The 26754-nt window shown below is 61.1% G+C and carries 15 protein-coding genes; 5 read left to right on the top strand and 10 right to left on the bottom strand.

Going from position 1 to position 26754, the window contains the following annotated elements:
• The first annotated feature begins 305 nt into the window (after nucleotides 1-305).
• A complete protein-coding gene (locus CVS29_RS14230) occupies nucleotides 306-1247 on the top strand; it encodes a phosphodiesterase (RefSeq protein WP_110106992.1) in 942 nt (313 codons plus the stop codon).
• A 37-nt stretch (nucleotides 1248-1284) separates the two neighbouring features.
• On the opposite strand, the gene CVS29_RS14225 is transcribed toward CVS29_RS14230, so the two are convergent.
• Entirely contained in the window at nucleotides 1285-2820 is a 1536-nt protein-coding gene (locus CVS29_RS14225) for a stealth family protein (protein WP_245932254.1), read from the bottom strand.
• A gap of 417 nt (nucleotides 2821-3237) precedes the next feature.
• On the opposite strand from CVS29_RS14225, the gene CVS29_RS14220 reads away from it, so the two are divergent.
• The gene (locus CVS29_RS14220) at nucleotides 3238-3630 is read left to right on the top strand and encodes a DUF3253 domain-containing protein (RefSeq protein WP_245932253.1); all 393 of its coding nucleotides are present in this window, start codon (nucleotides 3238-3240) and stop codon (nucleotides 3628-3630) included.
• Nucleotides 3631-5608: 1978 nt separating this feature from the next.
• Here CVS29_RS14220 and CVS29_RS14200 read toward each other — a convergent pair.
• The 8 genes from CVS29_RS14200 to CVS29_RS14165 form a co-directional block, all read right to left on the bottom strand.
• Nucleotides 5609-5791: a hypothetical protein gene (locus CVS29_RS14200; protein ID WP_110106986.1), complete on the bottom strand. Its 183-nt coding sequence runs from the start codon at nucleotides 5789-5791 to the stop codon at nucleotides 5609-5611.
• 147 nt (nucleotides 5792-5938) lie between these two features.
• Nucleotides 5939-7318: a threonine/serine exporter family protein gene (locus CVS29_RS14195; RefSeq protein WP_170120995.1), complete on the bottom strand. Its 1380-nt coding sequence runs from the start codon at nucleotides 7316-7318 to the stop codon at nucleotides 5939-5941.
• A gap of 869 nt (nucleotides 7319-8187) precedes the next feature.
• Nucleotides 8188-8874, bottom strand: coding sequence for a response regulator (locus CVS29_RS14190; RefSeq protein ID WP_110106984.1), 687 nt, complete (start codon nucleotides 8872-8874; stop codon nucleotides 8188-8190).
• On the bottom strand, nucleotides 8871-10649 hold the full coding sequence (locus tag CVS29_RS14185; RefSeq protein ID WP_110106983.1) for an ATP-binding protein: 1779 nt from the start codon (nucleotides 10647-10649) through the stop codon (nucleotides 8871-8873). Before CVS29_RS14185 ends, CVS29_RS14190 begins: the two co-directional genes overlap by 4 nt.
• The gene (locus tag CVS29_RS14180; protein WP_110106982.1) at nucleotides 10633-11862 is read right to left on the bottom strand and encodes an MFS transporter; all 1230 of its coding nucleotides are present in this window, start codon (nucleotides 11860-11862) and stop codon (nucleotides 10633-10635) included. Before CVS29_RS14180 ends, CVS29_RS14185 begins: the two co-directional genes overlap by 17 nt.
• Before the next feature lie 10 nt (nucleotides 11863-11872).
• Nucleotides 11873-12997 (bottom strand): ABC transporter ATP-binding protein, encoded by a 1125-nt coding sequence (locus tag CVS29_RS14175; protein WP_110106981.1) that lies wholly within the window; start codon nucleotides 12995-12997, stop codon nucleotides 11873-11875.
• On the bottom strand, nucleotides 12990-14753 hold the full coding sequence (locus CVS29_RS14170; protein ID WP_110106980.1) for an ABC transporter permease: 1764 nt from the start codon (nucleotides 14751-14753) through the stop codon (nucleotides 12990-12992). The genes CVS29_RS14175 and CVS29_RS14170 overlap by 8 nt, the downstream gene beginning before the upstream one ends.
• 40 nt (nucleotides 14754-14793) lie before the next feature.
• Entirely contained in the window at nucleotides 14794-15960 is a 1167-nt protein-coding gene (locus CVS29_RS14165) for an ABC transporter substrate-binding protein (protein ID WP_110106979.1), read from the bottom strand.
• A gap of 828 nt (nucleotides 15961-16788) precedes the next feature.
• Between CVS29_RS14165 and CVS29_RS14160 the strand changes: the two genes are divergently transcribed.
• Complete coding sequence (locus tag CVS29_RS14160; RefSeq protein ID WP_110106978.1) at nucleotides 16789-17754, top strand: ketopantoate reductase family protein; 966 nt, start codon at nucleotides 16789-16791, stop codon at nucleotides 17752-17754.
• A gap of 23 nt (nucleotides 17755-17777) precedes the next feature.
• On the opposite strand, the gene CVS29_RS14155 is transcribed toward CVS29_RS14160, so the two are convergent.
• Nucleotides 17778-18845 (bottom strand): hypothetical protein, encoded by a 1068-nt coding sequence (locus CVS29_RS14155; protein ID WP_146213063.1) that lies wholly within the window; start codon nucleotides 18843-18845, stop codon nucleotides 17778-17780.
• Between the two features lie 501 nt (nucleotides 18846-19346).
• Between CVS29_RS14155 and CVS29_RS14150 the strand changes: the two genes are divergently transcribed.
• Nucleotides 19347-24971 (top strand): Ig-like domain-containing protein, encoded by a 5625-nt coding sequence (locus CVS29_RS14150; protein ID WP_179442415.1) that lies wholly within the window; start codon nucleotides 19347-19349, stop codon nucleotides 24969-24971.
• 67 nt (nucleotides 24972-25038) lie between these two features.
• Nucleotides 25039-26748: a copper resistance CopC/CopD family protein gene (locus CVS29_RS14145; protein WP_110106975.1), complete on the top strand. Its 1710-nt coding sequence runs from the start codon at nucleotides 25039-25041 to the stop codon at nucleotides 26746-26748.
• Nucleotides 26749-26754 lie beyond the last annotated feature (6 nt).

Raw genomic sequence — 26754 nt, 5'->3', positions numbered from 1 at the left:
CACCAATGGGCATTTCTGCTGGCCATCAGTGGGCAGTTACGTGGCCGCCTATGGGCAGTTTTTCATGGCCGCTAACACCGCGGGCTCCGCCGGGGTTGGTGCCCTTGCCACGAAATCGATACTCTCTCGGCACGCTTTAGGTCTTGGAGTCCCGGTGCACCATCATTGGTCAACGTTCGCGCAGCCTCAGACGTTGTCGTAAATTTACTGTTCTGTTGACCCGGAATTCACGTGGGAAGTGATTGGATGGAGATACATGAGAGGGACACGGCGAACGCCGCATCCACCCGACCATTAAGGCAGTCATGGACTTCATTGAGGCCGAACACCCCCGACCGCGTCATTTCCTGCTTCACATGAGCGACACCCACCTAGTGGGTGGACGGGGCATGCTGTACGGGGCGGTGGACAGTGAGCAGCGTCTGCGCCAAATATTTGCGCAGATTGCGTTATCAGGAGCCCGGCCGGAGGCAGTCATCTTTACCGGCGATCTCGCCGATAAGGGTGAGCCCGAAGCCTATGCCAAGCTGCGCGGGATTGTGGAGCCAGCCTGCCTAAACATGGGCGCACAGGTGATCTGGGCCATGGGGAACCATGACCATCGCGGAAACTTCCGCGCAGGCCTTCTGAGGGAGCCGGCAAGTGGCGCCCCAGTGAACCACCGTTACTTCCTGAACGGACTGCGGGTCATCACCCTGGATACCTCGGTGCCGGGCTTCCACCACGGTGAGGTCGACGCCGAGCAGCTGGAGTGGCTGGCCGGGGAACTCGCCACGCCTGCCCCTGACGGCACCATCTTGGCACTCCACCACCCGCCGGTGCCCAGCGTGCTGGACCTCGCCGTGCTCGTTGAGCTTCGCCGGCAGTCCGAGCTGGCGGCTGTGTTGCGCGGCTCGGATGTGCGCACCATCCTGGCCGGCCACCTGCACTACTCGACCACCGCCATGTTCGCCGGGATCCCGGTATCTGTTGCATCCGCCACGTGCTACACGCAGGACCTAAACGTGCCGGCAGGCGGCACCCGCGGCCGCGACGGCGGGCAAGCCTACAACCTGGTCCACATCTACGAGCACACCATCGTCCATTCCACCGTGCCATTGGGCTCTGGTCCCAGCGTTGGCGAGCAGGTCAGTGCGGAGCAGACACAGAAACGCCTCGCTGCAGCTGGGGTGCGCATCCCTGACCACGCAGTGCGCTCTAGTGGCATCCCAGTGCAGGCACGACGGCGTGGGCCGGGGCCACACTAAACCTCAGCTGCTGTGACATTCGGCTGGGGCGGGCGTGTCACTTTTCCCACGGTGCGGCAATAGGGAAATACTTCTGCAGGAAATCGGTCACCAATTCGGCGCGTTCCTCCGCGGGGACCTCGGGGAAACTGCCGTCATTGAGGCAGAAGAAATCCATGTTTCGCTTGGCAAGCAGTTTCGGCAGGCACCTCAAGCCGGCCCGCGCCGTCGTGTCCACATATTTCACCTTGGCATCTGTCTGGATCGTTGCCGTGCCCGTGAGTAGCCCGTAGTAGTGGTACAGAGAATTGGTGACGGAAATGTTCTCCGCAGCCCGGAAGGTGCTGGCCGCGGTGGCCCTGAATTCAGCTTGAAACTCGTGCTCCATTTCCGCCATGACACTGCGGCGCAGCGGTGCGGCCGTGTGTTCCAGGTGCCGGGTCGTGATGCGCCCGAACCTATCCCGAAGCAATTTGCGGTTGACCCGGGCCGCGTTCTCAAAACCGCTGCGCTCGGCGTCGTTCTCGCCCAATCCGATTCTCGTCTCGGCTTCGATGAACTTCGTGATCCCTCCGGGGGTGAAGAACATGTCAGGGCTGACGGGTCGGCCAAAGAACATGTCGTCATTGGAGTACAAGAAATGTTCTGACAGGCCGTCTATGTGGTGCAGCTGGCATTCAACGGCCTGCGAATTGTGCGTTGGAAGTACTGAAGGGTCGGCGAAGAACTCCTCACTGCGGACCACCGTCACCGAAGGATGCTCGTCCAACCAGACCGGGGTGGGGGAGTCCGTGGCGATAAAGATGCGCCGAATCCACGGCGCGAAGGTGTAAATGGAGCGCAGCGCATATTTGAGCTCGTCGATCTGCCGGAAGCGTGCCTCATGGTCGTCACCCTCACCCACCACCACGCCCTGCATCCGGGCGCGCCGGGCAGCAATGTACTCAGGTGAGCTGCCGTCAACCCAGGAGAAGACTAAGTCAATGTCGAAGCCGATGTCGGAGGCGTGATCAGCGAACATGTTCTCAATGGTCGGCCAGACGTGACCATACTTCTTTACGGTACCGCGCACGGCGTCCTGTGCCAACAGTGTGCGCCGGGTCAGCGAGTTTTCGATGGGCAGCACCAACTCCTCGCCGTTAAAGCTCCACAGCTCAATTTGAACCCCAAGCGCCGCTCCGTATGTGAGTCCGCCCTCGGGCTCCCATCGCGGCCGGTACAGGCGGAGAATCCGAGACCTGCTGTTCCTCGCTACTATCCCGTCCGCCACCAACACCGCGGACTTTTTGCGGGTGTCCACCGTCAATGAATAGAACGGTTCGTCGGCGGAGGCCTCGACGAGAGCCTCACGCAACAAAGCTCGGTCCTCCCAATCGACCGAGATCACCGGTCGTTCGTCGTTGCCGCGCACCAGCAGGTAGCTCAGCCCGGCCTTTTCAAGAGTCTCGCGGATGAACAACAAGTCATCCACCATGGCTTGGTTGGGTGTGCGGTCACGGTTGAGCAGGACATACCGGCCCTTATGCAGGACAACGTCCGCCCTATTCTTGAAGCGGGCAGCGACGGACGGCAGGCTTTCCTCGATGAGTTCAATGTCGTCGTCTGTGGCGGGATTGCCGTAGTAGACATCATGTGAAGCGTTTACGTCGGTAATGGGGGCTCCAATGCTGTGTCGAGTAATGCTGAGCCACCGGTGGGGGCGACTGATTACACGCTCTACATGAATGATAGTGCGTTGCCGGTGCGGTGCAAGGCTAACAGCTCAGCGTCGTACTACCAGATATTCGGAGTTTGCCAGCAAAACACGGACAGTATTATGGTGAGATATTCAACGAACTGATGGCGCTGGAGTAACGCCATAATAGTTAGTAGGGAGGGGCAGGCTGTGCCGAATGAGAAGACTGGCGAAGTCACTCAGGACGGACACTACCTCATTATCAAGGGCAGGAGGTGGCGAGCGAGCGATCCTGGCATTCCTCCAAAACTGCGTCAGGAATTGGTCGATGAACTCATGGCCGCTCGACGCGCCGTCAAGTCCCGTCAAGACGATGCTCGTGCACGAGTTAACGATGCAAAGATCGCATTAGGTGAACGCGGTCAACCTTGGTGGGAAAAGAGCGAACCTACAGCATTCGATGAAAGAATTTCTGCGACCATTCGAGCCTTACTGCGCAAGCGCGCTAACTCCTCGATCTGCCCGAGTGAGGTCGCCAGAGTAGTGTGCGGTGACGGCGACGCTTGGCGCGAGAGCATGGGCGAGGTCCGTCGTGTTGCAGCAGAGATGGCGTCCCGTGGCGAGCTCACGGCCACTCAGAAAGGCATGGCAGTAGAAGCTGAGAACGCGCGAGGCCCGATACGGCTTCGTCCCGTGTCATCTATGCGCGAGGCGTCCTCTGGTCAGTGACCCGAGACCTCGGAAAGCGCCTTTTCATGCTCACGGCTCCGGCCGGACCGGTGGACACTGCAGCCTAGACCGGAGTTTTTCCGCTGCCATTATTCTCGCCACGACTGGTCAGCAGCTGATCTGACAGGCCGGGTCAAACGTATTGACGTCTCTCGTGGACGCGCTGGGATTCCACCGATGGTGTGAGGGCAGGTTGAGTCAGTTCGTCAAGGCCCGCGCCCACTACCTCCCCCAGGGCGATTCTGGGTCCTTGGCTCTCATACTGGCCCACGGTGGAGAGCATGGCTGTGATCTGTACATCCTGCGAAGCAGGCTGAGCGTGTTTGGCAAGAACACCTCAAATTCTACGATCTCTCGCTCCATTCAGCGTAGCGTGGCCAACCTAGATCTCTTCGCTTACGGATTCCAGACGTTGTGGGGCGGGTTAAACTCCCCGGTCTGTCAAGCCCGCGAGGACCGGGGCCCGGCGTTGACCGCCGCAGCTGTGGAGCCGCTCAGTCTGGACTTGGATGCCCCGCTCGTTACCTCGCATCGCGATAAGGAACAGGCTGTGGGATCGGACCTGGGAAGAAGCCAAAGGGGTGGAGCGCGGCCAAAGTCAAGGTGGCGTGGTTGGTGGGGCACCCTGGATTGCTCGCCCAACGCCCCGCATTCTTGGATCCAAGTCCGCGGGAGAGCGTTGGCGGTGTCAAGCCGGCTTAGTTACATAGTCGTTGAGTAGCTTGCTAAATGCTTTCCTTGGTGTCAGGAATTCTAGAACTGCCAGGGGCCGATCGTTGTGCTGATCGGCAAATAGAGTCCATATAGGGCTGGTGACTCGTCAGCTCGATGTCTTGGCATGTACTCCGGGATCAGCCCCTTCGGGTTCGTATTCGAAGGTCGTTCCGACAGTGCGTGGGCCTGCGCGAAGTTCACGAGAAAATCAATAGCCAGTGTCAGTTCGGCGTGGAAGGCCATCTCCGTATCCTGATCCCACGTCAAAGAATCACGCCTCAGGGCGAGCAGGCCAGTGGCACGATCGATCGGGAATTCGGCGAGACGGTCGGACCCTCTTGCCCGCCGACAGGCACAGCAAGCTCCAAGCTGCTGTGCCGCTCCATCGGCGTCCCGATAACACTCTTGCCGCCCTTGCTGGCCACCAGATCCTTTTCACACGCACCGGGAACAAGGCGATCTGACGGTTGCTCGGACCGATCGTCGATGCTGACCATGGCAGTGTTCCGACCACCGGCACGTTCACCCAAAAGCTTCACTGATTTACTGTTCGTACACTTGGCTTGGAGCATTATTCCTGACTTAACCAGTTCTACCGTAGGCACAGCGTAAGTCCAGTGGTAGGAAAGCCTCGTGTGAGACAGTCCGGACTTCGACATGGAGCGATTTCCTCCTAGTTCCAACGCTGGCCTCTGTGGCCTTCATACGCAAACGGAACCCTATCTGCAGCGTTGTCCGTGACATGGCGAGATCTGCTTCTACACTGGCTGCAAGGACCGGATCCACCTCACTTGTTGCAGTCTTAGTGGTGCGGCAAGGGGCGAACGCGATGCCGTTGGTTTTTTTACTCCGGGTGTCTCGGTTTATCGTGCGACGTCGATGGAGGCGTTGGCGCCGCCACCGAGTGATATGGCGCTGCGTGTAGCCATGTTCAAATCTTGGGGTGTGCCACCACCAACAGCGATTGCCGCCACCACGATGAACGCATTATCATTCTTCGTCGTGCGTTGCTCGGCACCACTGCTGGATTTCTTCCTGGTGGCAGTTCCGGGGGGATTGTACGGATTTCGCTAGCTGGATCTTACGAGCCTTGGAATTGCGGCAACACTTTTGATTGGAACCATCTTAGGCATCAGAACGGGTGAGTGAGCCAGATGGTGCGGGCTACACAGTGGACTCTTAGCGCGCAGGGTACGTCGTTCAGTGGATACTGAGGCTTGGGCGAGGGGAAGTTCTCGCTTTCGAAGTGACGTGGCGGAAAGGTTCAGTTACGCGTTTCCTCTGACGGGTCACTCAACCCGGTAATGGCCTGTTCAAAAGTCACTGTTCCAGAAAAGAACAACGCCAACGCCACTGCGAGGGCGACAACCGCAGGAGGAAATTTGTTCCAGATGAAAATAATGATGGCCGCTATCAAAATGACGCTCGTTGCAATCAACGGATCCATATACGCAATTCTCCCACCCGGTGCCGTAGGACTGTCATCACCCCATGCTGGATAACTTTCAACACCACCTTAGGGCATCAGCGGCGTCGTGGATCATGCGGCACTGCTTGGGAGGCCTTCCCCGACCCAGGTCCTGGCGAACTCCCCTCAATGAGGGGCTTCACTGTCCCGTCGCTGGGAGCGTTTTCGTGAGAACCGTGCGGGCAAGGCCAGTAGTGGACCCGTGACACGGCGTTGGCCCCTAACCGGCGAAACGGCGAGATCTATAAGGAACTGCCCTAAAATAGCGCCAGCAGCAAGAGCGCCAGCAACCGCCGCCGCAGTGAACATGCCCAGCAAACCCGTCACAGACCCGTCAGCAACCTGCATGAGACCGTTGAAGAGTACAAAGCCAGGTAGCAGAGGAACGAGGGATGTCACCACTGTGGGCAGAGGAGGAGTGCGAGTCAGCCGAGCCGATAGCGAGGCAAGAGCGCCGATCACCACAGCGGTCAGGGCCGAACCCCAAACGGTTCCAGCCCCGGCTGCAATGGACAATAAGTAAAAGAACTCTGTAGCGGCGCCAAGAACGACCACGGCGCCCAGAGCCCGCCACGGTAATTGGGCTGCCAAAGCAAAACCGACCACGATGACGATGGCGGCCACGATCGTGACCGTAGGCCCATGGGAAGATCGTGCTTCGCTGACGCTAATCACCAAGGGCACCCCGACTCGTGCCAGTAACAGCGAGGTCCCAATTATCCCGGCTGCGATCCCAACAGTGATCACGACGGCCTCAGTCATCCGGGCAAGGCCAGTGACGTAGAAACCCGTCAGCGTATCTTGGACCGCACCGAACGTGGTGACCCCAGCCAGCAATACAACAATCGTGGCCACAACAACCAAAGAAGATGAAGCATCTGGATCAATATAGTGGACAAGCGCGGCAGCAACAGGACCAATGACTCCACCGAGCACGCTTTGATAAAAAACCGGTACACGACGAAACCCTAGCCCGGTACTGATCGCCTCCAGCACAAACGAAGCACCAAAAGCTACAGCGGCAACCAGCCATCCACCCCCAAAAAGTACTGCAGCACCCGCACCAATCAGGCTCCAGCCAGCTCTGCGCAACAGCCTGGGAACCTGCGGTGGTCCCGAAAGAATCACAGACAAGCGCCGGCGGGCTGCTTCGATGCCAATCTTTCTATCACTGATTCGTGTGATCAGTGCCGCAGCAGAAGCCAACCGCGCATAATCAAGTCCCCTCTCCCGAATAATACGTCTGCGCGAAACCGACTCGTGAGTATCCGGGTCCGTCCACGTCAACGTCAACATGGTGTGCGTCACATCCGCAGTAGTCCCACCCACTCCGTAACTTTCAGCAACAATACTCATAGTTGTCGTCGCTTCTTCGGCGCCGGCCCCAGAGGCGAACAAGACCTCCGCCAATCGAATTGATAAGTCCAGAACAGCCCAGAGATGGACAATCCCGTCCCCGTTGGCACGGGCTACTAACTCCCCGGAGCACTCACCGGACCGGCTCATCATAACGACCCTGCCCCTAAGCCGGCGTCATCGACGGCACTTGTCATGGACGCCTCACACATATCGTCCCGGCACACTGTCCGCTCTTCGTCTGAAAACCTAGGAAAGTAGTCAAAAGGAACGCCTCCAACTGCCACCATGTACACCACCAATTCCGAACGAGGACCAGAAACCACTGAACTAATTATGCCGAATGCCGGCGAACGCATCCGCCCACACGCCATAGCTATCCAACCGAAAGTCACCCCACCGACGGAGCAGCGCCTATCCCTTGAACGATAACCCAACCGATGACCACCAGGATCAGGTAAATTCTAAAGGGTGACCAGGTGCCAACAGCAGGGATAAACGAGGGTCATTTGCCCGCAGAGAGCCCGCTCAAAATGTACTCGCCATCAGCGTCAGGGAACGTTTCCTGGCTGCTGAAAACTACGCTGAAATTACTAGGTGCCAACGCCGCCTACACCGTCAATCAGAAATTTTCGTCAGGCGTGCGCTCCCCGGCAGAGCCCGTCTTTGACTCGTCATAGGTGGCAACTGAGCCAGCAACGGTGGGTCTCTTTGCGCCGCGCGTGAGGGGTCTCTGTATTGCATCTGGCATGTCCTGCGCTATTGAAAGTTCTGCGCTATTGGAAGTCCTCGCTGAAACAGTCAGGGTCCACTGGAGGCTCCTGACTGGGAAAGTGTGCTCCTAGGAGTCTGGCGGGGAGTTCGGCTGCTGTGACGTCCTCAGCTCCCATGCTGATGTGAGCCAGAAATCATGGTGGGCTAGCGGTGGAGCAGGGAGCTTTCCGGCACCGATAATGACGGACCCGGTGTGGGGGATATGGAACTTTCCCGATCAAGGCAGGCGAGCCCGATCACGAGTGTCAGGACGCCGCGCTGTACCGGTTCTCCGGCCGCCCGCCGCCATATCGCGGTGTGAGACTGGCCCGGCCAATGTCCACCAGATGCTCCAAATAGCGCCTCACACCCACCCGTGACATGCCCACCAGTTCCGCCAATTCAGCCGCCGAGACATCAGTGCCAGCCGCCTGCAGCGCCAGGTGCACCCGCTGTAGCGTGACTTCGGAGAGGCCTTTCGGGGGCGGGGCATAGCGCTCGGCCGTGCTGGCAATGAGCGCATCCACGCTGCGTTGGTCCAGCAGTCTGCCGCGTGAGCTGCGCCGCACGGTGTCGATTTGCTGTGCCACTTCCTCCAGCCGTTCAAAGAGTGCCGACGCCATGAAAGGTTTGACCAGATAATGCCGCACGCCCCGCGCCCTGGCAAGCCGGACGCTGTCCACGTCGCGGGCGGCCGTGACGGCGATGACTTCCATGGAACTCACTAGCTCCGGGCTGAGCCGGGAAAGGACCTCCAGGCCAGAGAAATCTGGAAGGTAAAAGTCCAGCAGGACCACATCAGGTTTCAGGCGTCCAATGAGTTCTAGCGCCTCTCCGCCCGAGTGAGCTACTCCCACTACGGTGAAGCCTTGGTGGGAGGAAACAAATTCACGATTGATGAGCGCCACGCCAATGTCATCTTCGACGATCACAACTCTCAGTATTGTGCTCATGCCGGCTCCACCGGCTCGGCGTCAAGTAGCCGTTCGGGCACCAGGTTCTCGGGGTCGACTGGCAGATACACCGTGATTCGGGCGCCGAAGGCCCCGCTCGGGGACGAGCCACCGGTTCTAGTGCTTTCCAGCCCTTCCTTAATGTCAACAACCCCACCATGCCGGGCGGCGATCCGCTTCACCAGTGTCAGGCCGATGCCGCGCCCGGTGGACAAGGCGCCCGGAAGGGCCGCCTTGGATGAGTATCCGGACGCAAAGACACGGTCCCGCAACTCGGGGGCGATGCCCTCCCCGGAGTCGGACACTGAGATGGAAACTTCACCGGAGCCGGCCAAGTAAGCCATCAGTACCGATATCCGCCCGCCAGAGCCCGTGGCCTCGACGGCATTGTCAATCAGATTTCCGATGATCGTGAGGAGGTCCTCGCGCAGGGTCTCCGCGGAGGCGCACGCGGATAGTGCCGGCAGTGCAGAGGCGTCCTCGATGGTGATGTCGATGCCGAGTTCATCGGCACGGACCTGCTTCATGAGTAGCAGTGCGGCAACTTCCAACTCCCGGATACCGGACTGGCCGGCTAGCCGCGTGAGCGCCCCGCCCGCGCGCTCATGCGAAATGTAGGAGACCGCCTGCTCCACACGGCCCAGCTCCAGCAGCCCGGAAATGACGTGCAGCTTGTTGGCAAAGCCGTGTGCTTGGGCGCGCAGCCCGTCAGCAAGGCCCTGCACGCCGTCGAGATCGCGCAGCAACGCGTGCAAGTCCGTGTTGTCCCGCAAAATGAGGATGGAGCCGATCTCCTGGCCGCCGATCTTTGACACGTCCCGGCGCACCAGCAACACCCGCTCGCCGGAGAGTATGAGTGACTGTTCAGCGCCGTCGTCCTTCAACAGCTCCACCAAGGAGCCGTCCAAGGTTTCCCGGGCCAGTGTGCCCACTACATCAGGCTTGTCGCCGAGGGAGAGCAGATGCACAGCGGCGTCGTTGATCAGGGCTATGCGTCCGCGGTTGTCAACGGCCAGCACGCCTTCACGCACCCCATGCAGGATGGCTTCGCGCTCCTCCAGCAGTCCAGCGATCTGCTCCGGTTCCAGGCCGAAGATGCGCTTGCGGATCACGGCGGTCACCCACGCCGCGCCAACCACGCCAAAGATCGCCGCGACCCCGATCGTGACGAACAGCCAGGTGGCATTGGAGAGGTATTCATTACGCAGGTCCGACTCCAGCACCCCCACAGACACCGCCCCGATCACCGCATGCCCTGCACTGAAAATGGGTACTTTGACCCGCCACGACGTGCCCATCGTTCCCGTCTGCGTTCCCACAAAGATGTCCCCGGAGAGTACTTCTGCAGCATCCGTGGAGACATGCTTGCCAATCTTGGACGGGTCGGGATGCGAATAACGGATGCCATCCGCGTTCATGACCACCGCGTACGCAATCCCTGAGGACTTGCTGATCAGCTCCGTGATGGGCTGGATGATGCTGCTGGGATCGCGGGTGTTAAAGGCCTCAACGATCACTGGATTCTCGGCCACCGATTGTGCGACGCCGACCATCCGGTCCTGATAATTGGCGCGGAGCTGGTGTTGCTGGGTAAGGATGGCAACGCCGCCGGTGCCCACCACTGTGATAAGGACAATGACCATTTGCAGCAGCAGGAGCTGGGTCCGCAATGTTATCCGTCGTCGCATTCCCCCATTTTGCCAGAAAATGTGCCGGGGACCGCGTTTGCGGGCGGCGGTCTGCGAGAGCGGTTGGGGCTCAGCCTGCGGGTTCATCGGCACTCTCCTCTTCTGCGGCTTGTCCGACGGCGGCCCCTGACCAAGCCGCCCCGGCAAGCATGATTCCGGTGCCGATGAAGACGCCGCCAACCCCGGCCACCGCTGATAGTGCGCCCAGTGCGGTGGGCAGCAGTGTCTGGCCGAGCCGGTTGCTGGCCAGCCGCAGCGACATGGCCAGGCCGCGTGTGCCGGCATCCGCCAGCTCGGCAATCCAAGACATGGTGATGGGCTGGCAGGTGCCAATGGCGAAGCCGTAAATGGCAGCCAGCATGATCAGTATGGACAGTTGCAGGGGCAGGGCAAAGAGAAGAAGCGCCACGGAAGACAGCGCAATGCTGCACACCATGAGGCATCGGCGGCCAAAAGCCTTCACCATGGGACCAAGGAACAGCCGAGAGAACATGGAGAACAAGGACCTCGCCACGAGCATGGCGCTGACCATTCCGGCAGCAATGCCGCGTTCGTGCCCGAGCGCCGGAAGGTATGCCAGAAACAGGTCCACGGAGGCAAGGACCAGGCTGCCGGCCAGCAGTGCCCGCAGGATTCCGGGGGTGCGCAGCAGCGCCGCCACCGAGGGGAGCATGCGTGCACGTTGACCCGTGGAAGGTGCCCGCTTCGAGCTTTTGATGAACAAGGAAATGCCCAGCAACACCACGGCCAGCGCGCCGCATACCGTGAAGATGGCCAGAATGGGCGGTGTCTCCAAAGTGCCGCCCGGAAGTGCCAGGAGCAGTGGGCCGATGGTTTGGCCCAGTGATGACGCAAAGGTGAAGTGGCCGAATTTGGAGTCGAATTGCCCGCGGCTGGTGGTGTTGGCCACGATGGCCTGCTCGCCAATGACGGAGAGCAGTTGGCCCACGCCAAGGAACATGGTGGCCAGCAGTAGCACCGGCACCGCACCGCCGCCCAGAAGCGCCAGCAGCACTGCAGCGATCAGCGCCGCCGCGCCGGCGATCAGGGAAGCGCGCTCGCCGGTGCGGTCGATGATGTGCCCTGCGGGCAATGCCAGTATGAGCGCCGGCACGGCAAACGCCGCCACCAGCACGCCCAGGAGGGCCTGGGATCCGCCCGCATCCAGGACGGCGTAGGAGAGGGTGGGGCGCATGCCAAAGGTGATGGACTGAATGACGACGGCGTGCGCCAGTACTAGCATGACGGCCAGGCGCCCAGGCCGGGGAACCTGCCGGGGCGCCTGGCCGGAAGCATTCATGGTCGGCGGCTCATGCCGCCACTGTCATGAGTTCTTGTGCTTCGGCCGAGGGGACGTCGGCGCCCGGGTACAACAGCGCATCCTCGGGCTCAAAGACCAGCCGCACACCGCCGTCGAGGTCCCCAACGGGGGAGACCACCTGGACTACATTGCTGCCCAGCTTCAGTCCGTATTCGTAACGCGAGCCCACATAGGAGCGGGTCAGCACGGTGGTTTCCAGCACGTTGGTGCCGGCGGCATCGGAGGAGGAGGTGATGCGCAGGCGTTCGGGGCGGACGGCCACCGTGACGGCGTCGGCTGGCTTCAAGGCCAGGGTGCTGGCCACTTTGACCTCCAGCCCGGTGTTGTCGAGGCGGACGGTCGCCGTGCCGCCGCTGATCGCCGTCAAGGAACCGGTGAAGAAGTTGCAGCTGCCCACAAAGGCGGCGACGGCGGCTGTGGCGGGCTTTTCATAGATTTCAGCAGGAGTGCCGATCTGCGCCATCTTGCCCTCAAACATGACGGCGATCCGGTCGCTGAGTGAGAGCGCCTCGTCCTGATCGTGCGTCACATAAACGGTGGTGATGCCCAGGTCCACCTGCAGGCGCTTGAGCCAGGCCCGGGACTGTTCGCGCAGCTTGGCATCCAGGTTGGAGAGTGGCTCATCCAGGAGCAGGACCGATGGCGAGTAGACCAGTGCGCGGGCCAGGGCCACGCGCTGCTGCTGGCCGCCGGAGAGCTGGTGCGGGAAGCGGTCCTTCAGATGTGCCAGGCCCACGGTGTCCAGGGCCTCATAAATCCGGGAAGCCTTCTCTTCCTTGGAGACCTTGCGGATGGCCAGCGGCATCACCAGGTTTTGTTCCACCGTCATGTGCGGCCAGAGGGCGTAGGACTGGAACACCATGCCCAAGTTGCGTTCCTCGGTGGGAACATACAGTTTGTGCGCAGTGTCAACGAACGGCACACCGCCCACGGTGATGGAGCCCGAGGTAGGGGATTCTAGTCCGGCAATGCTGTTCAGTGTGGTGGATTTCCCGCAGCCACTGGGGCCAAGGAGCGTGAAAAACTCACCTTCCTTGATGGTGAAATTGATGTCGTTCAGCACGGTAACGTCGCCAAACTTTTTGTGCAGGTCCTTTACGTGTACTTCAGGCATCGGAGTGTCCCTTCATGAACAGGTTCGCCACGGCGACGAACACTGCGGTTATGGCAATTTGGATGGTGGCCAGGGCGGCAACGGAGCCGGTGTTGCCTTGGACCCAGAGGTCGAGCATGGTGGTGCCGATGACGCCGGTGTTGGCAGAGGAGAGGAACAGCGCGGCGGAGTATTCCTTCATCATGGTCACGAAGACCAGGATGAGCGCGCCCACAAAAGCCGGCTTTAACAACGTGCGCAGGATGCGGAAGAAGGCACCGAACCAGTCGGCACCCGAGGTGCGGGCGGCGTCGTCGAGCTCGTGGCCAATCTGCATGACGGCCGGGGCAATAGAGCCGAACGCCGTCGGGAGTGCACGCAGTCCGAAAGCGATGATGACCGCCATCAGGGTGCCCTGCACCAGACCGCCGCCGGGCATGAGCGCGAAGACCCAGAAGAAGCCGATGCCCACGATGATGCCGGGCATGGCCTGCGGAATCAAGGCCAGGTACTCCACGCTGCGGGCAAACCTGAACGGTGAGCGGCGTGCCACGAGGACGGCCAGCAGTGCCAGTATGCTCACGAGCGTTGCGCCCACGGCGGCGATGATGACGCTGTTGGTGATGGACTGGACGTAGACCGGGAACGTGAAGACGCGCTCGTAGTTGGAGAGCGTCAGCGAGTCGAACGGGTTCGCCAGCGGGGTGAAGATCATGGTGAAGGAGCGGAACACCAGACCCAGAATGGGCAGCAAGGCGCCGAACACAATGTAAATGACGATCGCGACGGCGGCCACCCACTTGAACTTGCCCAGGTCCAGCAGCCGGGGGCGCGTTGCCTTGCCCCTGACGGAGATGAAGCGCCGGGCGTTCTTGAGCACCTTGGCCTGGATGGCGACGGTGCCGATGGTGACGGCCAGGATGATGGTGGAGGCCGCGCCGAGGATGCCGTAGTCGGGCTGGATGGACTGCAGCCCGTTGGTGTACAGGAACGTGGAGAACACCTCGATCCGCACGGGTGTGCCGTAAAGCAGCGGTACGCTGAGGGTTTCCAGCGACATGCTGAACACCAGGATGGAGCTGTAGACGATGGGCGGACGCAGCATCGGCACCACCACCTTGAACAGGATGCGCAGGGGTCCGGCGCCGCAGACGCGGGCGGCACTTTCCAATGATGCGTCGGACTGGCGCAGGGCGTTGGCGCAGAAAACATAGGCGATGGGGGCCAGGCCCACGGCCTCGGTGACCGCCATGCCGCCCAGCGAGTACAGGTTCCATGGCAGAAAGCCCAGGAACTGGCGGACCTGGACGCTGATGAATCCGGCCGGGCCGTACAGGGTGATCCAGCCGAAGCCGAGGATCAGGGTGGAGATGAAGAACGGCCATTGCATGGACAGGCCCAGCAGCCGCCCGAACGGGAGCTTGGTGCGTACCACCAACACCGCCATGGGGATGGCGATCAGGAGGGTGAGCACGGTGGTGCCGACGGCGAAGATGGCCGTGTTCAAGATGACCTGGCCGAAGCCGGCGTCGGTGAACAGCCGCGTATAGTTGCTAGGCGTCAGGAGCCCGCCGGCTTCGTAGAGAGGCCGGTCGCGGAAGGACTGGTAGAGGATGGGCACAATTGGCGCAAGCACAAAAAGCGCCAAAAGGATGAATACGCCGTATTGCACGATCCGGCCCCTGTCGACGCCGAAGACCCGTGGGTATTTCGGCGCTGGCAGGGTGGAACGGCCAACCGGATGCGAGGTTGCACGTTTGGTGCGGGTGATGGTCATTGCTTGGCCTGCCTGGTCGCTGGAGAGATCTCGGAGGGTGTCAGCTGCCCAGCTGCGCGTTCCACTTGGAAACAAAGGCTGTGACTTCGGCATCAGGCACCATGGTGTAGGGGACGCGGATGATGCCGTCCTTACCGGCCAGCTTTTCCACTTCCTGGTACGTGTGGCGGCCCTCGCTGAGTTCCACGTTGTCGCGGTAGGAGCTGAGCCCTCCTTCGGCAACGGCGTTCTGGCCGGTCTCGGAAAGCACAAAGTCCAAGAACAGCTTGGCCGTGGCCGGGTGGGGGGCCTTCGGGGTGATGCCGATGCCGCGGCCCAGCACCACCGTCCCGTCGGTGGGCAGAACAAACTTGACCAGCCCGCCGCTGGCTTTTTCCGCGGGGTAACCCACGGCGGAGCTGATGAAGAACCCGGCCACGTATTCGCCGGATAGAATCTTTTCCTTCTGGGTTCCGGAGGATGATTCCGGCCGGGCGGAGGGCAGAATCTCGTCCAGACCTGTCCATGCGTCGGAGCTTCCCTCGGCGAAGGCATGCGAGACGGTGAAGCCCCATGCACCCTTCACATCGCGCGTGGTGATCTTGTTCTTGTAGCCGGCCGCATCCGCGGTGACAGTTTTGGCCAGGCCCGCAATACTGGTGGGTGCCTCCTTCATGAGCGCGGTGTTGTAAGCGATGCCCACCGGGTCCAATGACATGGCCCAAACGTTCGGCATTAGCTGTGCGTAGTCCGGAAGCTGCTTGGTTTCGGGGGAGTCGTACTCCATCAGGGTGTCCGACTTCTCTCCATAGCTGGCCCATGCCTGGACGGCGTTGGAGACCAGCATGTCCGCGGGTGCCTTGCCCGTCGCCATCTCGCTCAACTGGCGCTGGAACACCTCGTCGCTGTCCAGGTTGTCGGCGGAGACCTGCGTCCACGGGTACTTGGCCTTGAAATCCCGCAGGATGGGTGCCCAGTTTTCCTGATCGGTGTTGGAGTAGATGGTGAGCTTGCCACCTTCGGCCTTCGACGCGTCCACGATCTTCGAGTAGTCGGCGGGATAGTAGCTGGGGAAGCCTTCGGGGACGGCGTTGGCGGCCGGCTTGTCGGCGTTGGTGCTGCCGCATCCGGTTAGCGCTGCTGCGAGGGTAGCTGCGCCGAGGACGCCGAAACCCAGTGCCTGGCGGCGGCTGACGGACCCTGAATTGAGCGGTGAAGAACGGAACATGATTCACTCCCTTGTGATCTGGAACACTTTGCGGTTCTATTTTCATGTTCCGTTCGTTCGGGCCCGCCATCAATCTTTTGGTCGTATTGGTAACCACAAGGGGACTTTTGGTCATATTGGTCCGGATTCGGCGCCCGCCCAGGATGCCCCGCCCCCAGCTTGTCAAGAACATGAAGCTCGACGCCGGGCTGCCGCACGTGCCGGTTCCCGTTGGATGCCGGTGCGGTAGCGCTCGCAGGTAAGCGGAACCGGTCCTTGGCCGACCATCGCAAGGAATGCCGCGTTCGATTGGCGGCTCATAGAAGCCAATGGGGACTGGGCGTCTACGTGTTGTGGGTTTGAGCTTGCTATTTTCAGGTAAGGCACTCTTCATCCGCGTCTGGACCGCGGCGCGCACCAGTTCCGGATTGGCGGCTTCGATAAGTTCCACCGCGGCGTGTGTCTCGGCCTTATTCATGCCACCGAAAAGGACCCCGGGCGCGCCAGGACAACCGGCGTCGACGATCTGACCAATGTCAGTTGCTCGGGGGCGACAGAGCTTAGAGGAATGGGTGTGCATGCCGCAGCAGCAACGCTAGAAACCAGCCCAAAGGACTGAGAACCACCACGAGGTTCCAAAGTGCACGCGAAGTGGGTACGCGGGTTCCTGGAAGACACTATTGAGCGTCGATTGGGCCGGAATTGATGGTGGAACTCCGCGCCCGGCAGGCATACTGTGGCAATTAACACCTTAAGCTTGTGGGCCCTGCGGGGTTTGGCTGGGGAAACGACGCCGGGAGGCGGGCCGCCTGTGGTTTTGACAGTGTCGCTTGAGGAAAGGGACAGCTCATGAGGATTCTCGTGCTGGGAGCCGGAGTGATCGGCAGTGTATACGCGGCAAAGCTGATGGGCGCCGGACACGAGGTGGTGATGCTGGCCCGCGGCCAGAGACTGGCTCAGCTCCAAGATGCAGGGCTGGTTGTGGCTGACTCTGAGTCACGGGAGCAAATCGCATTGCCAATCAGGGCAATAGGTGCGCTTGGCGTGGAAGACAGGTACGACGTCGTAGTGGTCGCTGTCCGGGCAGGGCAGCTCACAAGCGCCTTGCCGGTGCTGGGCATCATGGACGACGGATCCGACGTGTTGTTTATGGGTAACACCGCTGGGCTCGAAGGCCAGCTTGTCCAGGCACTGGGCGGCCGTGTCTTGCTGGGCTTCCCGGCCGCTGGCGGCGTCCAAGACGGGGCAATAACCCGATATGTCCTGATCAAACAGCAAAAGACAATGCTGGCTGAGCCGGGCGGCGCTATTTCGCAGCGCACGCTGGGCCTGAAAAAAGTGATGGAAGAAGCCGGTTTTCCGGCCGCGATCGCCACCGATATGCCCGGCTGGCTTCTGGCTCACGCCGCCTTCATTGTCCCCATGGCCTACGCACTGTACAAGTTCGGCACTGATGCGCCCCGGTTGGCTGCCGACAGGGAAACTCTGCGCTTGATGGTGCATGCCACAGCTCAGGCTTTCCGGGCCCTGCAGGCTAGCGGAAACACGCAGGTCCCGGCTAATCTGCGGGCCCTCTACCTGCGTTTGCCGGCGGCGTTCGCTGTTGCCTACTGGAGGCGGGTATTGGCTAGCCCGAGGGGGGAATTGTGGTTCGCAGGCCCCACCCGGGGCTCATCGGAGGAAATGGGTGCGCTTGCTCAGTACCTGCAGACCGCCATCCACGGCAGTGGCGGTGACGCCCCTGAGCTCACTAGGTTGCTCAGTGGAACTCCCGGACCGTCGGGTCCTGCGCCGTCGCCCGGCCCCATGGCCTGAGCTTTCACTTCGGTTGGCACCCGTCAGCCACTGCCTTTTGATGTCTGCGGGGTACTGCTGGCAATGTTTGGCGTGGTGGTGGAACTGCCACGTGGTGGCTCAGGCGCGGTGGTTGCCTCCGGATCCCGGAGGTATGTGAATGTCAGAGAGCCGGGGATCGGTCCGCCAGAACCGGCGGCCGTCACCTGGACCTGGCCTGCCACGGCGGCCGGGGGAATCACCACCATCCAGCGTCCCGGCCGTGCAGGGTCTGCCTCGACCCCCACCGGCTGACCGCCAACCATCACCGTGACTACGTCCACAAAGCGCCCGGCCAGCTGGAACCGGCCGCCAGCGAGTCCACTCGAGGGCCTGCCCGTGGGTCCTTGGCCGTCGAGGGCATCCAGCCCGGCTAAGCCCAACGGGCACGCTGTGCTGGACCCATTCCATGGCGGCGGAGATTCTGTGGGGTTTTGGGCGTGCGCGGCGAGAAATGATGCCACAAGGTTGTAGGCTGTCCTGTCCAGGCACCGTTCAGGGCCAGGCTGGATCAATGCGGACAGCCTAGTTGCAGCGTCCCTCCATCCGGAGGCGTCGCCTTGCTCGACGGCACGGCAGATTGAGCTCACGGCACTCCACAGGGCGAATCCATCAGCACTACTGGCCTTGCGTGGGCTGACGGCCATGTCCAAGCCGGCACAGTCCTTGTTCTGCAGCAACACATACCACTGAGCTTGCGGGGGATCGGTGGGGTCAACTGGACCCGGAGGCACCCAGGCGAGTGAGCTGCCGTTGTTCGCCCCGCTGCCTCTCTCAGGCTCATCGCCGCTGGCACCGACGGTGCTCGCGGATGGCCCGGGGGTGGATGGCGCGGAGTTGGATGGCCCGGAGTTGGATGGCGTGGAGTTGGATGGCCCGGGGGCGGCAGCGGAGGTTACCGTTGCCGTGGATATCGCAACGGAAGAGGGCAGCGACGGCGCGGGAGCTTGAGGGGGAGCGCTGCACGCACTGATCAACAGCAGGGCAACGGCCACCCCACCCAATGACAACTCCCGAGTGCTCGCCCTCCACAGCATGGTGACCTTCCCACCACCGTCAGCCCCAACGCTCATTTATGTCCTCTGCCCGATGCATGGAAGCAGTGGAATAACCTCTAATCTCAATTATCCTCCGTCCTGGGACGGTGACAAGGAACAAAATGAGCAGTTCTGCCATCCCATGATGCGGATCTGGGACGGCGGTTGTGGGAGTCCGTCGCACCGCGCCAAGTTCTTAGATAACCGGGGCACGCTCATGGCTGTCCACCTAAGAAGACCCTTAGCCAGCCCTAACTTTTTCCTCCATAAAAACGGTCGCAGACTTGGTCGGCATGGCAGAACCATTAGCTGTATCCCTGAAAAAAGCAATCATCGAGCTCCTTATTCAGTACTGTTGCGTGCAACTTTGGCTAACGGGGCCTGAACCCCAGTACGGCATCGATTGTGTAGACATTATTGGGTAGAGCGCGTGCCTAGATGACACTTGTGTCATAAACAGCCCCTTCTGACGCGTGCTGGATGAGACTCGTCACATATAGCCCGGAATCCCGTGCTCCGTTTGTTAGGGGAATCATCATGCAAACACCCGTCCACCACCCCTTCCACCGGGCCCCGAGGCGCCGATTGCGCAGACCGGCCGTCATTTTGACGTTCGCTCTGCTGGCCGGCAGCATGGGACCGCTGGGAGGACTGAACAATTTCTCCGGTCCCGTTGCTGCGGAGGCCGCGGTCCCCTCGAGCGCCACCGATTCGACGAAAGTGCCGCACTACTTCGGGCCCTACCCTAACTGGGCAAACAGCCCGCAAACTCTGGCAGACGCAATGGTGAGCATCGGCGTCGGAACCCCCACCCCGGTCCTGTATGGCAACCCGCTGACCGAGCGTAGTTACGCCACCGACTACGCTAAGCCAACTGGCACACTAGGCCCGGTACTGGTGGTCCTTGACCATACGAAACTGCCCGCTGGCACTCTCCACGACTTCCAGAGCTGGAACCAGGGCAATGCTGGCGGGAGTCCAACCACCTCAGCTGGCAACCTGTTCCACGCCTTGGTGCTGCGACCTACCGGCACTGCGGGAGAATACACAGTTGTATACGCCAGCGACCAGCTGCAGGTTCCGGTACCAGCCGTGACCACCGGAGAGGTCACAACCTACTCCGTGCCAGCTGTGACTGTACAGAAAAACGACGTGATCGGCTTTTACGGGCAGGGGATTCCGGTGGACACCGGAGCTCCCGCCAACGGTGACACCTTGAGCACGCCAGCAAGCGGCGATACGACGATGGCCGCCAACGTTCCCCCGGCCAAGGACTCGGCGATCAAGCTGGGAGCTACGAACTATCCGGACTTCTCCCACGACCGCACTTATTCCTTTGGTGCTGATGTCACACCGACCATCACCGACCCGGGAACGGGGGCCGAGGCAACGGCCTCGGTGGACCCGAAGACCGGAGCCATCTCAGGTGTGAGCGTAACCAGCCCAGGCGCCGGCTACGCGGTTCCGCCCGCGGTGACAATCACGACTGCCGGAGTCACCCCCACCACAGTGGCTAAGGCCACCGCGAAGATCGCCACCGGCGTCATCACCGGCATAGACGTCAACGAGACGGGTTACGGCTTCACCGCACCCACAGTGACTCTGACAGGCGGCGACCCTGCTCCCGGCTCGGAGGCAACGGCGCTGGCCAGCGGTACAGTTGATGACTTGAAACTGACCGACGGAGGCAAGGGCTATGCAGCCCAGCCGTTGGTAAACATCTCCAAGCCTGACCTGTCCGACGGCGTGCAGGCAACTGCCAGCGCAACCATGGACGCCAATGGCGTAGTCACCGGCGTTGAAATAGCCGTCGCCGGCAGTGGCTACACCGCGGCTCCAACGGTAACCGTCACGGATGCCAGTAAGACCGAACCCACAACGCGGGCCACGGTTGTGGCCACCATTGGCGTCACCCGGATCGACATGACCTCCGGTGGTGCAGGCTACCTCTCAGCGCCGACCGTGACCATTGCAGACACCGTGGGCGTTGCCGACAAGGGCGCCAGCGGAACAGCCAAAGTTGCTGTCAAGGGCTCAGTCACCGAGATCGTTGTAACCACACCCGGCGCCGGGTACCTCACCCCCGGAATCAAGAAGTTCGTGGACACACTGCCAGGCCAAGGCGAGGCAAATGCCAACGACCTAGGTCAGTACATTCCGGTCGCAGTGCCCGACACCACCACCTACCCAGGCACGGACTATTACGAAATAGCAGTGGTGCAGTACCGGATGAAGTTCCACCGTGATCTGCCGGCCACCCTTCTTCGCGGTTATGTCCAGCTCTCAACCAGCGTTGTCCCGGGTAAGAACGTAACCCTCGGCAACGCCAACATTGACCCGGCTCTCCCCGACAGCCCCATCAGCTTCAACGGCGTGGACAACCCGCATTACCTCGGCCCAACCATACTCGCCACGAAGAACAAGCCCGTCCGTGTTCTGTTCCGTAATCTCCTCCCCACCGGTAAAGGCGGCGATCTGTTCCTGCCGGTCGACACCTCGGTGATGGGTGCAGGTGCGGGCCCCAAGATGATGACTCTCAACCCCGTCACCAAGGTTCCCGAAGACATGGCGGCAGACGAGCAAAGCGTTCTGGACGGTGTACGCAATCCCATGTGCGGGGAGACGCCGAAACCGGACACGTGTTTCTCTGAAAACCGTGCCACCTTGCACCTGCACGGAGGCATTACCCCGTGGATCAGCGACGGCACACCGCACCAGTGGGTCACCCCAACCGGTGAGAACACCGCGTATCCCAAGGGCGTCAGCGTCAGCAACGTCCCGGACATGCCGGACCCCGGGCCCGGTGCCGAAACGTTCTTCTACACCAATCAGCAGAGCGCCCGAATGATGTTCTACCACGACCATGCGTGGGGCATCACCCGCTTGAACGTGTACGCCGGTGAAGAAGCAGGCTACATGATCACTGACGACGCCGAGCAAAAGCTGATGGCCCCCGGAGGAGCTCTTGAAGGGCTCGGAATGGGGATCCCACTGACCATCCAGGACAAGACCTTTGTGCCCAGCGCAACAAGGATGGCCCAGCTGGACCCCACATGGGATAAGAGCAAGTGGGGAGGCGAAGGCAACCTCTGGCAGCCGCACGTCTACATGCCCGCCCAGAATCCCGGCGACGCCAGCGGCATGAGCGCATTCGGCCGCTGGTTCTACGGACCGTGGTTCTGGCCACCGGCCAAAGACGCCAAATACCCGCCCATTGCCAACCCATACTACGAACCTGATTGCGACACGAACGTGGCCGACTTCTGTGAGCCTGCCCTGATCCCGTCCACACCGAACAACTCAGTAGGCATGGAGGCCTTCCACGACACCCCTGTTGTGAACGGTACCGCGTACCCCACCACCACCATGGACCCCAAGTCCTACCGTTTCCGGATCCTCAATGGCTCCGACGATAGGTTCTGGAACCTTTCCTGGTACGTGGCCGATCCCGCAACCGGCACCGAGGTTGCCCTGAAGGCCAGCGAGCTCTCCTTGGCGCAGACAGACCCGGTGGTCATGCCTACTCCGGACACCGCAAAGAGCCCCAAGGGCCCCGACTGGATCCAGATCGGCAACGAGGGGGGCTTCCTACCTACCCCGGCAGTGGTTCCCGCCCATGAGACAACGTTCATCACCGACGCCACCAGATTCGATGTGGGCAACGTGGACCAGCACTCGCTGCTGCTCGCGCCCGCAGAACGGGCCGATGTGATCGTTGACTTCTCTGCCTACAGGGGTAAGACATTGATCCTCTACAACGATGCTCCTGCCGCTTTCCCGGGCCGGATCCCAGGTTACGACTACTACACCGGTGCACCGGACATGTTCCCGGCTGGCGCACCCTCTACTCTGCCTGGCTACGGGCCTGACACTCGTTCAGTCATGCAGGTCAAGGTCTCGAACGCAGCACCTGCGCTTGCTTTCGACCGGCCGAACACCACGGCTGACCAGATGGGCAAGCTGATGGCGGCGTTCGATCACCACACCGATGCAGCGGGAAAACCCGCCGGAGTTTTTGAGTCCAGTCAGAACCCCGTTGTGGTAGGCCAAGCCGCCTACAACCAAGCATACGGATCGACGTTTGTTGGTAGCGGTTACTGCAACGCAGCGGTTAACCCCGCAGCGAAGTGCGACGGCTTCGCCCGCATCGCCGAGCAGGGAGGCGAGCAGTTCAAGTTTGATACCTTGGCTGGCCCGCAGCTCAGTGTTCCCATACAGGGCAAGAGTGTCCACGATGAGATGAATGCGGCCAACTTTGATGAGTGGGGGCGCATGAGCGGCAACATCGGGTTGGAGGCGCCAGGGGCAACTCCGCTTCTGCAAAACATAATTCTCTACCCGTACGTTAACCCTGCCACGGAATTACTAGATGGCACCAAGGGGATCAACAGCCTCAAGGTGGCACCCATATCCACTAACGCTGATGGTACACAGATCTGGAAGATCACCCACAATGGTGTGGACACCCACCCGCTGCACTTCCACCTCAATGACGTGCAGCTGCTCAACAGGGTCACGTGGGATAACATCATCATTCCGCCTGAACCTGGCGAAATCGGCTGGAAGGATACCGTGCGTGTCAGCCCATTGGAGGACACCATCGTGGCGGTCCGCCCCATCCTGCCGAAACTCCCGTTCGCCATCCCGGACAGCAACCGGCCATTGAACCCGATGATGCCTCTGGGCGCCAAAGGATCCATCACCGGCGTGAATGGCTACGAGGCAGGGTTCAACAACACCGACACCAACGGCAACCCGATCGATCCCATCACTAATGTCATGACCAACTTCGGCTGGGAATATGTGTGGCACTGCCACATCCTCAGTCACGAGGAAATGGACATGATGAGGCCCATTGCGGTCAGCACGCCACGCACCCTGGCTGATGCTTCTGTACTGAGCTTCACCAGAGCCGCAAATGAGGTGTTGTTGAGCTGGACTGATGGGACTCCGGTTTCGATCACGGATCCAACCACGTGGGGCAATGCGAAGAACGAGATCGGCTACAAAATTGAGCGTGCGCCGCTTACCAACGGAACTGCTGGAACGTACGCCCAGATTGCTGCCACACTGGCGAACGTCACCACGTACACCGACAAGACCGCCGGTACCGGAGAATACGCCTACAGGGTGACAGCCTGGAACGCGGCCGGAAACACCGTGTCAGTGCCTGTGCTCACTGCCACCACCGTTGTCACAGTCCCTAAGGTGACCAGCCAGAACCCTGCAGCTGGTGCCACAAGCGTGGCGAACAACGTCCGGCCAACAGTCACTTTCAACGAGGCTGTCACGGGCGTCAGCAATTCCACGTTCCTACTGAAGCAAGGCACCACGGCTATTGCGGCCTCGGTGAGCTACAACGCGGCAACGCGAACGGCAACCCTGACTCCAACGTCGGCCTTGGCCACTGACAAGCCCTACACCCTCTCGTTGACCACGGCCATCAAGAGCGTCTCAGGCGGTTCATTGGCAGCGACAAGCTGGACCTTCATCACCGGTCCCGCCCCAACGGTGACCAGCACTAATCCTGCCGCCGGAGCCACCGGTGTTGGACTGGGAACGGCCACCAAACGGACCCCGTTGAGTGCCACCTTCAGCGAAGCGGTGACGGGCCTGCCCACCACCGCTGCCAGCACCCCCAACTTCACCCTGAAGCTGGGAACGGCAACCATCGCCTCGAAGGTCAGTTACAACGCCACCACCAGGGTTGCCACACTGACTCCTGACGCGCCACTGGTCAGCGATAAGACTTACACCTTGTCTCTGAGCAACGCGGTCAAGGACGTGGCAGGCAACCCGCTCACCGCCAAGACGTGGACCTTCATCACCGGTCCCGCCCCAACGGTGACAAATAGAACCCCTGCGGTCAACGCCACCAGGGTCAGCCGGACAGCAAACATCACCGCAACCTTCAGCGAGGCAGTCACAGGATTGCCCGCCACGGCCGCGGCCAACGGGAATTTCACCATCAAGCGGAGCTCCAACGGCGCCGTCTTCCCGTCAGTCGTCAGCTACTCCGGAACAACCAGGGTGGCAACGCTGAACCCGACAGGCACACTGTTGGCGAACACCAAGTACACGCTCACCCTGGGCAACGGGATCAAGGATGCTGCAGGCAACCTGCTGGCACCCGTGACCTGGAGCTTCACAACGGGCAACTAGCACCACTGCAGCGTACCCCGCCGCCCAACCCGCACGTGTGGGTTGGGCGGCGGGGTACGCTGCCTGCATGGGCTCAGTCATACAGGACGAGGAGACGATCGTGCTCAGAGAACCATCCCGTCAAATGCGCTGGCAGAAAGTTAGGGCACCGAAACTAAATGCCCGCCGCTTGCTCGCGTTGCTGTTCGCCATGCTGTCGCTCGCTTTGGTGGTCCCACCCACGCCCGTCTTGGCGCACGCAGCGCTGCTGTACTCCCTGCCTGCCGATGGCGCAACCCTCACCAGAGCTCCCGCTTCGGTGGAGTTTGTTTTCGGCGAAACCGTGGCCCCTGTCCTTGACAGTTTCCAGCTCTACGAAAGCAGTGGCGGACACCAAATCCTGCAGGTAGACCAACTGGACGCCACGGTCACGGCTACCCTGCCGCCAAAACTTGCCAACGGTAGCTACAGGCTCAGCTGGCGCGTCATCTCAGATGACTCCCATCCCATTTCCGGTGTGCTCTCGTTCAGCGTCGGGAGGGCCGGCGCAGGGGTTCCGGCTGTCGTCCCGGATGCCTCCGGAGGGGTGGACCTGCTCTACGGAGTACTCAACGCCTTTGGTTATCTGGGTTTGTTCGTCCTTATAGGACTCACGGCTTTCGATCTCTTCGTTGCCCGGACCACTGTGGCGGCTCGTCCACTACCTTGGGTGGCTGGATTCCTCGCCATCAGCGCCTACACCTTGCTCGTGCCCCTCAGCGCGGTGCGGGAGAGAGGTTCGGGTCTTGGAGATCTGGCTGATCCAGCCGTCTGGGGAATCGGGTGGTCCGGGGGGCAGGGGTTAACCCTTGTCTTTGCCCTTGCCGGGGTACTGCTGATGCTGTTGGCATCCAGAATTCCGGGAGCGGGCTCTAGCTGGACGGCAACGGTGGGGGCAGGTGTGGCTCTGTTCTCTGTTCTACCCATCGGCCACACTCAGGCGTACGAACCCGGCTGGCTGGTGATGGGCTCGGACCTGGTTCACGCCGCGACGGCAGCAGTTTGGCTAGGCGGCCTCGTAGGACTGGTACTGCATCTAGCCCGTGCCCGGCGGCACAAAGGTGACCCTGCACTGGCCGCCATGGTCTTGGGCAGATTCTCCACGTTGGCTGGAGGACTGGTGGTGCTGCTGGGCATTTCGGGGACAATCATGGCCGTGGTGATGGTTGGTTCGGTGGCAACTCTTGTGGGAAGTTCCTACGGTCGGTTGTTGATGGTCAAGTTGGCAATCGTGGCTGTGATTGGAGGATTTGCGGCATGGAACCGTTTTGGGCTTCTGCCACGTCTGGTAAACGAGGGAATTAAGGGAAAAGCTTGGTCCCGCTTAGCCCTTGCCGTGCGTCTTGAGGCTATTGGGATAGTGATGGTGCTTGGGCTCACCTCAGCACTGACGTTGCAGAATCCGCGGACGCTCGAGGTGCTGGACCCGTCAGGAACTGAAATACTCGTGGACCTTGGAACTGGGCATCTCACCGGCACCTTCAGCCCTGGTAAGGCGGGTACGAACGTATTGCTTTTTACCATCACTGACGTTGGTGGGGATCCTCTTAGTCCCTTCAGTCTGCCTCAGGTAAGCGTGGCGGAACCAAACCAGAGCCTTGGACCGCTGGCTGCCACAGTCAAACCACGGGAGACGGTGGGAAGCTACCAAGCAGAAATTGACCTGCCAGTCGCTGGAATGTGGAAAATCACAGTCGCCGTCCGAATCAACGAGCTCGAGCAGCCCGCGGCCGTGATTGATGTGGTGGTGGCAAAGTGAACCGTG

Origin of the sequence: Arthrobacter psychrochitiniphilus, assembly GCF_003185915.1 — a bacterium.
GTDB lineage: Bacteria > Actinomycetota > Actinomycetes > Actinomycetales > Micrococcaceae > Specibacter > Specibacter psychrochitiniphilus.
This window is presented reverse-complemented; position numbering and strand designations above follow the sequence as displayed.